The 13,436-nt window shown below is 45.6% G+C and carries 9 protein-coding genes; 3 read left to right on the plus strand and 6 right to left on the minus strand.

From position 1 onward, the window contains the following. Window positions 1–37: 37 nt before the first annotated feature. Complete coding sequence (gene tssH, locus BTJ40_RS01555; RefSeq protein WP_192879369.1) at window positions 38–2,701, plus strand: type VI secretion system ATPase TssH; 2,664 nt, start codon at window positions 38–40, stop codon at window positions 2,699–2,701. A 114-nt stretch (window positions 2,702–2,815) separates the two neighbouring features. Here the strand turns inward: tssH and BTJ40_RS01560 are convergent, their stop codons facing one another. The 6 genes from BTJ40_RS01560 to BTJ40_RS01585 all read right to left on the minus strand — a co-directional run bounded on the left by BTJ40_RS01560 (window position 2,816) and on the right by BTJ40_RS01585 (window position 8,136). Next, window positions 2,816–3,985 carry a lipase family protein gene (locus BTJ40_RS01560; RefSeq protein WP_108731472.1) on the minus strand — a complete coding sequence of 390 codons (1,170 nt, stop codon included), beginning with the start codon at window positions 3,983–3,985 and terminating at the stop codon, window positions 2,816–2,818. A gap of 225 nt (window positions 3,986–4,210) precedes the next feature. Continuing rightward, window positions 4,211–4,684, minus strand: coding sequence for a DUF6795 domain-containing protein (locus BTJ40_RS01565; protein WP_157953855.1), 474 nt, complete (start codon window positions 4,682–4,684; stop codon window positions 4,211–4,213). Window positions 4,685–4,686: 2 nt separating this feature from the next. Then, window positions 4,687–4,980: a PAAR domain-containing protein gene (locus tag BTJ40_RS01570; protein ID WP_108731474.1), complete on the minus strand. Its 294-nt coding sequence runs from the start codon at window positions 4,978–4,980 to the stop codon at window positions 4,687–4,689. Between the two features lie 3 nt (window positions 4,981–4,983). Next, on the minus strand, window positions 4,984–5,562 hold the full coding sequence (locus BTJ40_RS01575) for a hypothetical protein (RefSeq protein ID WP_108731475.1): 579 nt from the start codon (window positions 5,560–5,562) through the stop codon (window positions 4,984–4,986). A 13-nt stretch (window positions 5,563–5,575) separates the two neighbouring features. After that, entirely contained in the window at window positions 5,576–7,483 is a 1,908-nt protein-coding gene (locus BTJ40_RS01580; protein WP_108731476.1) for a type VI secretion system Vgr family protein, read from the minus strand. Window positions 7,484–7,647: 164 nt separating this feature from the next. Further along, window positions 7,648–8,136 (minus strand): type VI secretion system tube protein Hcp, encoded by a 489-nt coding sequence (locus BTJ40_RS01585; RefSeq protein WP_108731477.1) that lies wholly within the window; start codon window positions 8,134–8,136, stop codon window positions 7,648–7,650. 588 nt (window positions 8,137–8,724) lie between these two features. Here BTJ40_RS01585 and BTJ40_RS01590 point away from each other — a divergent pair. After that, window positions 8,725–11,340, plus strand: coding sequence for a bifunctional serine/threonine-protein kinase/formylglycine-generating enzyme family protein (locus BTJ40_RS01590; protein ID WP_192879370.1), 2,616 nt, complete (start codon window positions 8,725–8,727; stop codon window positions 11,338–11,340). 80 nt (window positions 11,341–11,420) lie between these two features. Further along, window positions 11,421–13,382, plus strand: coding sequence for a ShlB/FhaC/HecB family hemolysin secretion/activation protein (locus tag BTJ40_RS01595; RefSeq protein ID WP_108731479.1), 1,962 nt, complete (start codon window positions 11,421–11,423; stop codon window positions 13,380–13,382). Window positions 13,383–13,436 lie beyond the last annotated feature (54 nt).

A 13,436-nucleotide genomic window follows, 5' to 3' on the forward strand; every position in this document is an offset into this window, starting at 1 on the left:
AATTAACAACATCATTATTTAGGAAAGGATATTCAACGTGATCAATATCGATTTGAAGCGATTGGTTGATACCATGACCCCCCATATGCGTGACTCACTTGAGGGTGCCGCTGGACTTTGCCTGTCGCAAAACCAGTATAACGTTGAGTTAGAGCATTGGTTGCTGAAACTTTTGGATCAGTCAGATACAGACCTGTATCACCTGTTGGAAAAACACGACTGTAATCCTGCAAATTTTGCTAAGCAATTGGCTACTGCAATTGCCGGATTTCGGGCTGGCAGCAGTCGTCCTCCCGCGCTGTCTCCTACCATTGTAGAAGCAGCAAAGAATGCCTGGATGCTCGCTTCTATTGACTATGGACATAGAGCAATCAGCTCTGGTCATTTTTTGGCTGCACTATTACTGGAAGAGACCTCCCGTCGCCAGATCTTAGAGTCCTGTCCCGAACTGAAGGAGATAGCTCCTGAGTCTATTCGTGAAACAGCTCGCGCGATGTTTGGACAAAGTGGTGAATCCAGCCATATTGGCGCTACTTCGGATATGGATGATGGGGCCGCTGCAGTTGCTGCTGCAGCTACAAAGGCACCGGCGTTAGATAAATACACGATCAATTTAACTGAGAGAGCAAAAAAAGGTGAGATTGATCCTGTACTTGGGCGTGATGAGGAAATTCGCCAATGTATCGATATACTTACCCGACGTCGCCAAAACAATCCAATTCTCACTGGTGAAGCAGGTGTTGGTAAGACCGCAGTTGTTGAAGGTTTTGCTCTCCGCATTGCTAGCGGCGATGTACCTGAGCCTCTTCGGGGCGTTGCAGTACGCACACTGGACCTGGGGTTACTTCAAGCTGGTGCAAGCGTCAAAGGCGAATTTGAAAATCGTCTGAAGTCAGTAATTTCAGAGGTACGAGCTTCCGCTACGCCAATAATTTTATTTATTGATGAAGCACACACGATGATTGGTGCTGGTGGTAAGGAAGGCCAAGGTGATGCAGCCAATTTACTGAAACCAGCCCTGGCTCGTGGAGAACTCCGCACTTTAGCTGCGACGACCTGGGCGGAATATAAAAAATATTTTGAGCGCGATCCCGCTTTAACACGCCGATTCCAGGTAGTAAAAGTTGAAGAACCAGATGAGAGTAATGCCATTGATATGATGCGTGGTATTGCAACCTCTCTGGAGGAACACCACAAAGTTCGAATTCTCGATGAAGCTATCATCGCTTCGGTGAAGTTATCCCATCGCTATATTCCAGGGCGCCAACTGCCTGATAAGTCTGTTAGCCTCCTGGATACAGCTTGTGCCCGTGTCGCCCTCAGTCAGTCTGCTACACCAGGGGCGATTGAAGATGCTCGTATTAATATTGACCGTACAAATACTACCCTGGCAAAGCTCGAGCGTGAAAACGCAGCAATGGGTGAGCATGAGGAGCAACTAGCTGAGCTTAAAACGTTTAAAGCTTCTGAAGAGCAGCGATTGGAAGTTCTCGAGCAGCAGCTCCTTAAAGAAAATGAACTAATTGGACAGATTCAGCAGCTTCGTGATCAGATTGATATTGAATTCATGAAAGCCCAAGGCAGTGAAGAAACTCCTGATGAGGCCCTATTGGCTGATTATCAGCAACAGCTCAAGACATTAACTGCTGATTTGGAAGTAATCCAAGGAGATACACCGTTGATGCAGCCTGCGGTTGATGAACAGGCTATCGCTGCAGTAGTTGCCAACTGGACCGGAATTCCAGTAGGTAAGATGGTTAGCGATGAAATTATCGCGGTAAAAACTTTAGCGGAGCGCCTTAACAAACGTGTTATTGGCCAACCCCATGCAATAGAGGCGGTGGCTCAGGCTATTCGCACCTCTCGTGCCGGATTGACTGACCCGCGTAAGCCGGTGGGTGTGTTTATGTTCTGTGGTACCAGTGGTGTGGGTAAAACAGAGACAGCTCTCGCTTTAGCGGATGAGCTGTTCGGTGGCGAGCAAAATATCACCACAATCAATATGGCTGAATTCAAGGAAGAGCATAAAGTATCTATGCTGTTGGGCTCTCCTCCCGGCTATGTAGGCTACGGAGAGGGTGGTGTACTTACTGAAGCTGCACGCCGTAAGCCCTATTCTGTAATCTTGCTGGATGAGATGGAAAAAGCTCACCCGGGTGTACAGGATGTTTTCTATAACCTGTTTGATAAAGGGACTATTAAAGACGGTGAAGGGCGGGATATTGACTTCAAGAACACCGTAATTATTATGACCTCCAATGCAGGAGAGGATGCAATTAGGGCTATCTTTAATCAGGTTGAAGAAAAGCCCGAGCCAGATGTCTTAATGGATAATATCCGTCCGCAGCTGCTGCAAAAATTCAAGCCCGCGTTCCTTGGTCGAGCCAATGTAATTGCTTACTACCCTCTCGATGATGAAAATCTGGTAGAAATTTGCAGAATTAACATGCGTAAAATTGAGAAGCGTGTTCATGAGCATTACGGAGCTGCCTTTAGCTATGATGAAGACGTTCTGATTAACATTGTTGCTCGTTGCCATGAGGCAGATACCGGTGCTCGGAACATCGAAGTTATCCTGAATAAAACGCTGTTGCCAGAATTGGCCAGTGAGTGTCTGGATAAAATGGCACGTGGTGAGGAAGTTAAGACAATTAAAGTATCTGCTACAGAGGAAGGGGACTTCGCATACAGCGTATCTTAGATTTTTGAGTTGGCTCGGTGGGATAAAATCCACCGAGCCCTTGCTGATTTTTGAATTCTGAATTTCCTTTTTTTACTTAGTTATTCTACAAGTCATATCTAGAATAATTTAGTATTACTCATCTCTAAAAATTGATCGCGCAGCCTTTTCAACGAGGAGGTCTATTTTCTGTTTTAACGAGGTAAGAATGTGTCTAATAAATTGATAGGTAAGGCTGATATCTTTTTTGATTTTCATGCCTAAAAGAATCATTATTTTCTTTATTAAGCTGTAGACCCATAATGAAAGTGATTTGGAAAAATCAATTCCTTGCTGTAGAACATAAGCCAGCATATCCAATAGCGTCACACCAGATGCCAACCCCAGTTGAATGCTAATTCCTGTAAGCTTTAGGATTTTCAGAATTACATAGGATATAGCTTTGTTTATCATATCCATTGTGTTAATTGTAAAACTTATCGGTCCATCAGATTTCAGCCAGTTTTCAATTACCGATGGTGGGGTAGTTGGTTCTAATTCAAACATGGTATTCCAAGAGCTGGCTTTGTTTACGCTTTCAATATACCTAACCATCTTATGATACTCGCCTGAAGGTGAGTTTCCAGGGCTGTTAAGGCAATAAGCTTTTTCACCATAGGGTAAATGGTAAAAAGGCCACATTGGAACCATAGGGACAACATCAGTTTTATGATATACACGGTATATATTCTTACCCTTGTCTAACTCACTTGTCATAAGTTTAACAAAGCTTAAGGCCCCAACCCTTGGGCTGCCAAAAGTATATAGCTTTATATTATCAGTAGGGGATAAACCTGATTTCTTTAGCCACTCACTTGTGAGAGTTGCTAGGGCACCTCCAAGGCTATGCCCCACGCAATGGATCGTTCTAATATTGTGACCTAGAGAAATAACTTTTTCTTTAAGTTCTGGTAAGATACTACCGAAACATTTATTGAATCCGGTGTGAACAAATCTCCCTGTTTCAGATGGAGAAAATCCGACGGTTGCATCCGTTGCCCAGTCAAAATTATTGTCCGTCCCTCTTAGAAGAATGAGTACATCATCCTTAAATTCTCCCTTCCCCCTTGCTATAACCCCAAACCCTGTTCTTTTCTTTATGACCCACAATGTGCCAGAAGAGCCTTCAATTACATCATCATGATCTGAAAGATCCCATTGGTTTTTAAATCGATCAATAGTTGGCGGGGTGAATTTATCGTTTTGAATTTCGTAAACTGAGCTTGCTAATAAAGCAGCATCTTTATGCGTAATTGTACTTCCCATCTTAGTCCTCCTAACCGTGATATGAAATACCTCGGTGGTTTGTTGCTAATTAACTCCGATAAATAAATATGAAAGAATATATATCGTGACCAGATGGTTTTCTGCTCATGATTAAGTGTTTACACGTAGCATACGTGCTGATTATTAGGTCTTTATTATTAAAGACTCATTATTTTTATAAGTTGGAAGATAATATGTAGGTAATTGATTGATGCTTGAGAACTATTAACTATCTTGTGTTTTAAGCTTGCAGTTGGTGCCCACAGAATTAAATGTCATATGAATAAATTTGTATTCATCTGTTATTTCACATTCAAAATCCAGTTTTTGACCCTCAAGTTCAGAATTCAATTCTTCGCTTCTTTTTACTGTTTCCCAAATTAAATAATCTTTCCCTTTATGGTTGACTATTATTTTTTGATGAGAAACAAATTCTTTGGGTAGCAAATTTCTCTCAAGTTTTGTTAGCGGTTCAAAAGAAAAATGACCGTAACTATCGGTTACCGTAATATCTTCATAAGTTTTCCCATCGCATTCCACTACTCTTTTTACTGATGTATTTTGAGTTGGTGAGTTTTCATATGTTAGATAGCCATTTACGGGAGAAAAAAGGAAAACCTCATCTTTTGTAAAAAGTGACATAGATACTCCGCTAGTGGATGAAAGTATTGTTACAGCCAATAAAAGAAATCTAGCCATATTCAGCCGCCAATTAATACCGTCGGGCAGCCAATAACTATTTTTCCACCATGTCCCGTAGTATCGCCCATTCGAGCGGCTGGCTTTTTTTGCAACATAACTGTAGTGCTTCCCATAGCGACCGTATCGGGTGGGCCTACACAGGTACATGTGCTGCCTACCGTTGCTGAAGGCATTCCACCGATAATAACAGTGGGAGCCCCAGGGCTCAGTACAGGACCACCTACATGAGGGACTGTGCCGGTGACCATTGGACATACATGCATATCGCCTATACGAGAAGCTGGCTTACCCATAGTTTATCCCTCAGCCCTGCCGTTTCCGCCCCGAGCTAGGTCGAGACCTTGCTCCATATAGCGCATGAATCTTTTATTTGGATCAACTGGGTCAGATAGCACAGCAGCAAGTGTTACACTGCCAGCAACCGCGTGCGCATAAAGGTGCTCAGGTGGTTCAACCACCGGTTCACCTTCAGCGGCCAAACTTCCATGGCACCAGCTTGCTGCAGTAGCTGCCCAGCTCGCTGGTGTTTTATGCTTTGTCTTCTCACCGAATAGCTTGCAGCGTAAGCGGGCTTCTTCACTGGGTTTTTTGGCCCAGGTCTCAGCGGCGTTAAGCGCGTTTACATTGTCTTCGTCGGTTTGTGGGCCTTGGATATCTCGCGCAGCAAGGCAAGCCCACCACACGGCTTCACGTTTTGGCAGCCCATGGGCAAGTAATTTGATTGCGTCAGGAAACAAGCCTGCATCCACGAGGCGATTTATACTGACCTCTGGTGCAGTATCTGGTACCAAGTGTTCTTCCGCTTCGTCACTAACTTCAAAATTTTTAAGTAGCTCATCCGCTGTTAGAGCTTCTACTTTAATGAGGTCTGTCATTGATATATCCCCATCAATTAATCATGGTTACGCCGCCTTTCAGGGTCAGCATTCCGCCACCCTTAACCTCCGCGGTAGCGTCGCCCTTACAGGAGAGCATTGTTCCTTTGATGGTGATACCAGCAGGAGTCAGTTTGATGCTGCTGCCGCCCACTTTTAATTCAATAGATGCTTTTGAGGAAATCTTAATTGCGCCCATTGCATCCGTAGTTTGAGAGCCTTTACTGACTTTGAGTGTATGATTTCCTGAACCGATAGTGACAACCTGATTGCCCTTGCTGACATTGAGCTTTTGATCACCCTTTGAGATGGTGACAACCTCATTGCCATCAGTAACTGTGATAGATCGGTCCTGCTTAACTTCAAGGGTCTGCTTGTTTTCTATTTTACCTGTTTGATCATTATGGACGACAAAGTTATGGTCTTTGCCTGCCTCCATATAGACCTCTTCGCTTCCACCTTTATCGTCAAATCGAAGCTCATTAAAAGCGCTACCTTCATATTCGGTTTTCCAGCCACTTTGAGTTGCTGTGTAGTTAGGGCCAGGATTATCGCCGTTGTATACAGCCCCGGTTATTAGCGGCCTATCTGGGTCACCATTAATGTAAGTAACAATAACTTCCTGATTTACCCTGGGAACAAAGTTTGCTCCCCAATTCTTTCCGGCAAATGACTGCATCACCCGTACCCAGCAACTGTTCTGCTGTGAATTCCATGGGAACTTCACCTTGATTTGGGTGTAGGGATCTTGGGAGCTGTCAGAGGTGGTTGCCTTAACTTCAAGAACACGCGCGACTTGCGGAGAGTGAACCTTCTTAGCAAATATATTGGGTTCAGGTCTCGGGGTTACCGAGGAGGGTATGCAGCTAAAGGTATTGTGAAAATGTGTTTCGGTATTATTGCCATCTGCAGCAGAGATGTGCACGGAAGTAATAAGGTACTTTCCTTTCTCTGAAGAGAGTGTGTGGTCAAAATTAAAACGGCCGCCAGCGGTAAATGAGGGACAGTCGCTGCGGCCGTGGCTTACATCAAATAAAGCTTCTTGCGCTTCCATTGAGCGTTCAGCAAGTGCTTTATGATAGCTATCTGTGAATTTATGTTTGTTTTCACCATCAGCCTGGAAATGATTAAGTCCGTAAAGACTACGCATATAACTGCTGACGTCATTTAGCTGGCTGGTGGTTTTCACCTGCTGCTTGTTGTCTTTTGTTGCTGTGAATTCGCAATAATCTTTCAGTTCAAAGCCACCGCCGTGATAGTTGAAATTTCGCTGCCAACTACTTACGGTATTTTTTGTGGGATGGCTGCCACTTCCATCGTATTCTATCTGTTCGCTTTCGCAGTCATAGAAATCCTGGCTATCATCACAAAGAACAAGCTCGTGTTGCCCATTTGAGTGCTTAAAGTAGTAGGAAATACCTTCTTCAGCCATAAGGCGATTGATAAATTCAAAATCACTTTCATCAAACTGTACGCAATATTCACGAGTTATATATTCAGCATTTAACTTAACGCTCAACTTAATAACTTTACTGTACTCGCCTAAAACTTCTTCAAGAATCTGTTTTGCAGATTTCTTTTCAAAAATTCTGTTGGAGCCTCCGAGGCTGGTAAACCAAAGGCCCGGTTGAATCGTGGCACTATAGCTGCGTATCCCTTCAGCGTTGACATCGCGAAGGGATAATTGAGTAACGTAACCATTAATATAGCGAGGCGTTTCTGAGTGATGCACAGAAATGGTAACGTCCTTGCCAACAATATCCTTCTGGCTTATTGCATGATCATCAGATAGGAGTTGAACTTCATAGCGGAATAGCTTGGATATATGCTCTTCGCCTTGCAAACTGGTAGCGATTACCGCATCGGTACCGAGCGGGCTGTCGACCTCAATCAGTCTTCTATCTTGATTTAATGTAGTCATGGGCAGCCCCTACTATCCCTACGGTGCCTTGGAGAATAGTACTAGTTGTTATACGTTCAGATATTTAGCTGAAAACTCAATAAGCGCTCAGCTAAATAACTGTTAAATAATGGTCTGCAGAAGTTTCTGCAGACCATTGTATATACAGATCAGGTTCTGCTGTCTTACAGCGGCTTGGCTGTTTCCAGGCAGTATCCAACACGCATATTTTTGGGGTTCTTGTTAGTTTTATCTGCGTGGTTGAGGTCCGCTTCAATTTTGGCGTAGCTCAGGGACACAGATTCAGCCGGGGCGCCGCCAGCGGAAGCACCGATGCTGTAGGAGGAAATCAGAGTGTTTTCCAGTTTGTATACAGCGTACTTCTCTACAGAGTTAGCACCGGTTTGTACTACGTGGATCTCTACGGGTACACCTTCGTCACCGGTTACGGAGGACTTGAACAGACCGCCGGAAGCAGCATCAATGCGCTTGGTGAAGCTTACTTCGCTCAGGCTCGGACGAGAAGCTTCACGGTTTGACATGGCGCCAGCTTCCATGGTAATGCCGCGCCCAACACCGAAGTTGAAGCTGTCAATTTCGATCCAGTCCTCGTAGCCGGAAGCAGTAACATTGCCTTTGATGGCTTTGTTGTTGAAGTTCATGTAGATAGCCATGGGATGTCCCTCATTAGTTGGCGTGTGATGTTGGTGGTTAATCCCTTACCACCGCGATTTGCAGTAGTTCAGGTTATCGTCGCGGTGGCAACTGTGATGATTTAAACAAAGAGAAAGCTAAAAACAAACTTATTTTCGAGTTATTTAATCGACTCTGGCACTAATTTCGAGAAGCTATTTTAAGCAGTTACGGGTTATGCCTGTTTGCACTATTTGACTCTGACACCTTTTTTGATTTGTAAAACTTAACAAATTTTTAATGGGGATAAGTGAACGGTTTTAGTCATGGATATTGATTGACAGTCAAATATCAATTTGAAAGCATTTAGCGGTATTTTTTTGATAAGCTTGCTTTGTAATAATATGTAATTCAGTGCTGAATCTAGGCGATACTCAATGATTCCGGGGGCTGGATAAAAATAATAGTTTGATGGCATGTTAAGGCAAATTTATTTGAATATTGATTCGTTGTTGCCCCAAAGGCTGTTCGATATACTTCGCAACCTACTTTATTGCCTTGCCCATTAGATCAATAACAAAGCTTTTGCGGATTTGGATGTGTCGTAATGATTTCCCATGGAGGCGGAATTGAACGATAAGACGCGTATTGTTCGGCCGAGTGACACTCCGCCGGGCTCGGGCCAATCAACCAGCGGGCTGACAGAGGATGGTGATATCACCGTTGTTGTTCAGCAGGATAAGACTGGAGCAAATGATCACCCCCCTGTTAAAGGTGCCCAACCTGTAATCCCCTCAGCTGCTGCCAGCTTTAGCTCAGATGCTACTGTCTTTGCGCCCCCCCCTAATAGGGGAGCTAGTGGACCTGAAGCCAATGAAGTATTGGGCGGAGTTTCTGCCGATTCGGCTGTAATACCTGAGCCCTTTGAAGCTTCTGGCTCAAATGCAGTGACTAAAACTGTAATCAAGGGTCGATTTGAGCTTGATAAGCTCCTGGGTGTTGGGGGCATGGGGGCGGTTTACAAGGCCCTGGACCGCCGCAAATTGGAAGCCAGTGATAGCGAGCCTTATGTTGCTATCAAACTGCTCAATGATGATTTCCAAAAGCACCCGGATGCTTTTATTTCTCTCCAGCGGGAAGCGCGTAAGTCACAAACACTCGCACATCCAAATATCGTAACAGTTTACGATTTTGACCGTGATGGCGATCGCGTATTTATGACAATGGAGTTCCTCGAAGGTGCTCCTTTGGACAAGTTGCTGCGCGATCACGCCGATGTAGGGCTGGAGCCCGAGCGTGCTCGATCGGTGTTTTGGGATATCTCCCAGGCTCTGATATATGCCCACTCCCATAAGATTGTTCATTCTGACTTTAAGCCAGGTAATATCTTTGTCACCAATAAGAAAGGTGCAAAAGTATTTGATTTTGGTATTGCCCGAGCAGTCTCCGAGGGCGGTATCTCCAATAAAGTTGGCGAGACGACTGTATTTGATGCGGGCACCCTTGGAGCTCTCACCCCGGCATATGCAAGCCTTGAGATGCTTAAGGGGGCAGAACCAGCACCGAGTGACGATGTATTTGCATTGGGGTGCGTTGCCTATGAGCTGTTCTGCGGGCGACACCCTTATGACAAGACGCCTGCAGACAAAGCCTTGGAGCAAGGCCTGCGGCCCAAGCGGATTAAAGGGCTCAATCGCCGGCAGTGGCGAGCACTTGAATCAGCTTTAGAGCTGAAGCGGGAAAACCGTACAAGCACCGTTGAGAAGTTCGTACAGGCATTTTTTGTTAGCCATACCTGGAAATGGGTTCTCGGTAGTGCGTTTGTCATGGTCTTGGGTGGCGCTGTCGTGGGCTATGGCCACCTGCAACAACAAAATGCGGTTGAGCAAGAGCGAGTAAGGATCGAGCTTGAACGCAAGCACGAACAGGAGCTTTTGGCGCGGCGTATTGCTGATAAGAAAGAAGCCATCACCCGCTTGATTGGTTTGAGTATTCTGACTCCGGCCTGGGAGCGGGATCTTCAGCTTGAGTTGAAGGAATACTCCGATTTGAACCCTGCCGATAGTGAATTCTTGGACTCCTCCCGCCGCCAGGTTTCAGAACTTTTCCTGGCTGCCGCAACCGGTCAGTTAAACCTGGGCAATCTGGATCAGGCTGATGTCATGTTGGCAGGAGTTGCCAACTGGTACGGTGAGTCTGAAGAAGCTGAGGCGATTAAAACACAGCTGGCGAACGATAGAGAGAACCTGCGTGCTCGTCTCGAAGCGGAGCGCATTGCGGAGGAGCGCGAGGCTGAACGTATCCGTCTGGCTGAAGAGCGGGCGGAGCGCCGCCGTCTTTCTGCGCTAAAGCAGAAGCAGATTGATTCTGTGCTTGATGACATGGAAGCAGCTCTTACTTGTAGCTTCTCTATGAATGTCACTGCAATAGGCTCGCAGCTGTCCAGCCTGGCGAAGCTGGATAGTGCAAAAGCCCTGAAAATCCGTCCTGTGGTGGGTGAGGAGCTGGTAAATTGCGCATCAAATCTCGGTACTAAAGATCCACTTCAGACGGAAACGCTGGTTGATCAGTTCAGGGCTCTCTTGCCTGCATATCAACCATTGAAGGATTTCAAGCTGGATTTCTGCGGCCATCTTGTTCCGGGTAGTGGTCGGCGAGGTGAGCGCTATACCTGTCGTGACCGTCTTGCGGATGGTGCTAAAGGCCCGGCAATGGTGGTGATTAAAGGATTAAGTGGCAGGCCTCTGGCAGTTGGTAAGTATGAGGTCAGCAGTGCTGAGCTAGCTCAATTCTGCCGCATAGCAGGTCAGTGCGGAGAGCAGACCCCGGAAGTCTCAGCTCTACCGGCAAATAAGTTGTCCCTGGCAACAGCCGAGGCTTATCTAAGTTGGCTCAGCGATGAGACGGGCTACCGCTACCGCCTTCCCTCCGAACAGGAGTGGTTCGCTGCTGCCAGTGCCAGGGGAGAGGATGAAGTGGCAGATCGAAACTGTCACTTGAAGTATGGCGGCATCGAGAAGGGTGCTGAGTTGGTGCCCGCTCGGGCCGGCTCTTCTAACGGATTTGGGCTGCTCAATGCTGTAGGTAATGTCCAGGAGTGGGGGTTAGGTACAGAAGGTGAATTGCTCGCTTTGGGAGGTAGCCGTATTGATCCGATGAGTCGCTGCCTGGCAACCACCAAGAAGCTTCATAATGGACAGCCCGATGAGTTCACTGGTTTCCGTGTCGTTAGAGATGTTAACTAGGTTAAATAATTACCAGCGAATATCGATACGATAGTCAAGTTGGTTGGAATAAAGAAAAAGAGATTAAATCTGGGGGAAATATGCTTGGGCTAAAAAAGAGTAAGTTGGCATTATTTATAGGTGCTGGCTTTCTTGTATCGCAAGTACCGGTTTTTGCCCAGGAGGATGGATCCAGTTTTCGCAGTCGAGTACGGGAAGCCTTTAACCAGGAAACATCTACTATTAATGAAGTAGATGTAACCAAAGATTTCTTGCAGCGCACTTATGAGGCTGAAGACCCTAACTTAAACACTGAAATTCCTGAAGTCGCCCAGAGAAATCAGGGACCTCGGATTACTGTAAAAGAATTTAAATTTCATCGTTTAGAAGAATATCCCGAGTTTGGTATCTCCCGGGAAACCGTGGAGAAAATGGCAGAAGAGCTTCGGGCTAAATTTATGAAAGAGGATCAAATCCTCGCTAGTGGCTATACCGTAGACAACCTTGAAGAGCTGGCAATATTACTCGGTAACATGAATGCTCAGTTTAACCCGGGTGGTTTAGGGCCGGTAGAGCTTAAAAAACTTGTAGGAGTAATTGAAAAGCAGAATAAAGAGAGAGGCTTAAGTTATGGCGATCTTGAAGAGATTGCTGCCGAATTGACAAGCTTCTATCGTCGCCAAGGGCTGTTCTTGGCCCAAGTGCAAATTCCCGCTCAAGATGTGGAAAATGGAGTGGTCACTCTTACGGTACAAGAGGGGCTCCTCGGACAGGTTGTTGCAGAAGATAACGAAGACTACTCGGACGAAAAACTGGCGGAGCCCTTCGAAGACCAGCGCGGCCATCTGGTAAACCACGAGAATATCGAGGAAGGGTTATATTTACTTAATGACCTGCCAGGATTAAATGTTACTGGCTATTTTAGTGCGGGCGATAACCCCGGCGAAACCAAGCTTAATTTAAAGGTGCGTGAGTCGGATTCCTGGCGCGCGTCTTTCAGAGCCGATAATCATGGTTCTCTCTATACTGGTAGTGAAAGGGTTTATGCGACTGTTGACTGGCTGAATCCTCTTGGCATCGGTGATGCATTAACGCTGGGTTACTTGAAATCCAACCCTGAGTCAGATGAAGATTATGGTTCTGATCTCGGACAGATTAGATACAGCTTCCCTCTATTCGGCCCTCGTACCAGATTGGAAATATCAGCAGATCACAATGAGTTTAGTCTTTTTAATGAAGAAGATGATGGTGACGTAGTTAATTTGCTGGAAATTTCAGGTGTAAACAAAAGCTATGCGCTGTCTTTAGATCATAAGTTTCGACGCTCAAGGGATTTCAACCTCACCGGATCCTTCGGCCTGACAGAAAAAAAATCAGACCTGGATGGCGTTATCGAGTTTACCAATGACCACGTTTATGGCGGGGAAGTTGGTATCTATATGGATAGCCTTTCTAATGGCTTCCTTTCAATGCTGAATGTAGTAAGTGCTACCGCACAGTACGGTGAGCATCAAAATGCGGTTGAACCGGGTAGGGGAGATGACTTCAATAAGCTGGCCATTAACACCAGTTCTCTGATCTTCCTGCCTATGCCTTTTACTGATGACCACTCAAGGCTGATTGTAAAAGGAAGAGCCCAATATAGTGAAAGTAGCCTGCCGGGATTCGAGCAGTTATCCCTCGGTGGTGCCAATGGTGTACGCGCCTTCTCCGCAAGAGATTTTTCTGCGGATATGGGGGCAATAGTCTCCGCAGAATGGTATGTAAACTTCCCTGAATTTATGAATCCCATCCTGTTTAATCAGCGCTTGAATGACATTTTCCAGGTGGCGTTGATTGCCGATGTTGGATATGGCTATGTGAATAATTATGAGGATACCGTGGAGGACGATTGGGCTCGATTCTCCGGTGGCGGAATGCTGTTTAAGATGAATTGGAGTGACAGCTTCTCGAGTAAAGTCTCTGTTGCCTGGCCAATTATGTCGAGCTCCTCGATAGTAAATACTGGAGTTGGTGAAGACGAGCCCACCGTCTACGCTGACTTTTCGATTTTTTATAACTGAATAATTACTGTTTCCTGAATACTTAAAAGTAGCAAGGTTCCTCTTCGCAAGGTG

Source organism: Microbulbifer sp. A4B17 (genome assembly GCF_003076275.1).
Taxonomy (GTDB): domain Bacteria; phylum Pseudomonadota; class Gammaproteobacteria; order Pseudomonadales; family Cellvibrionaceae; genus Microbulbifer.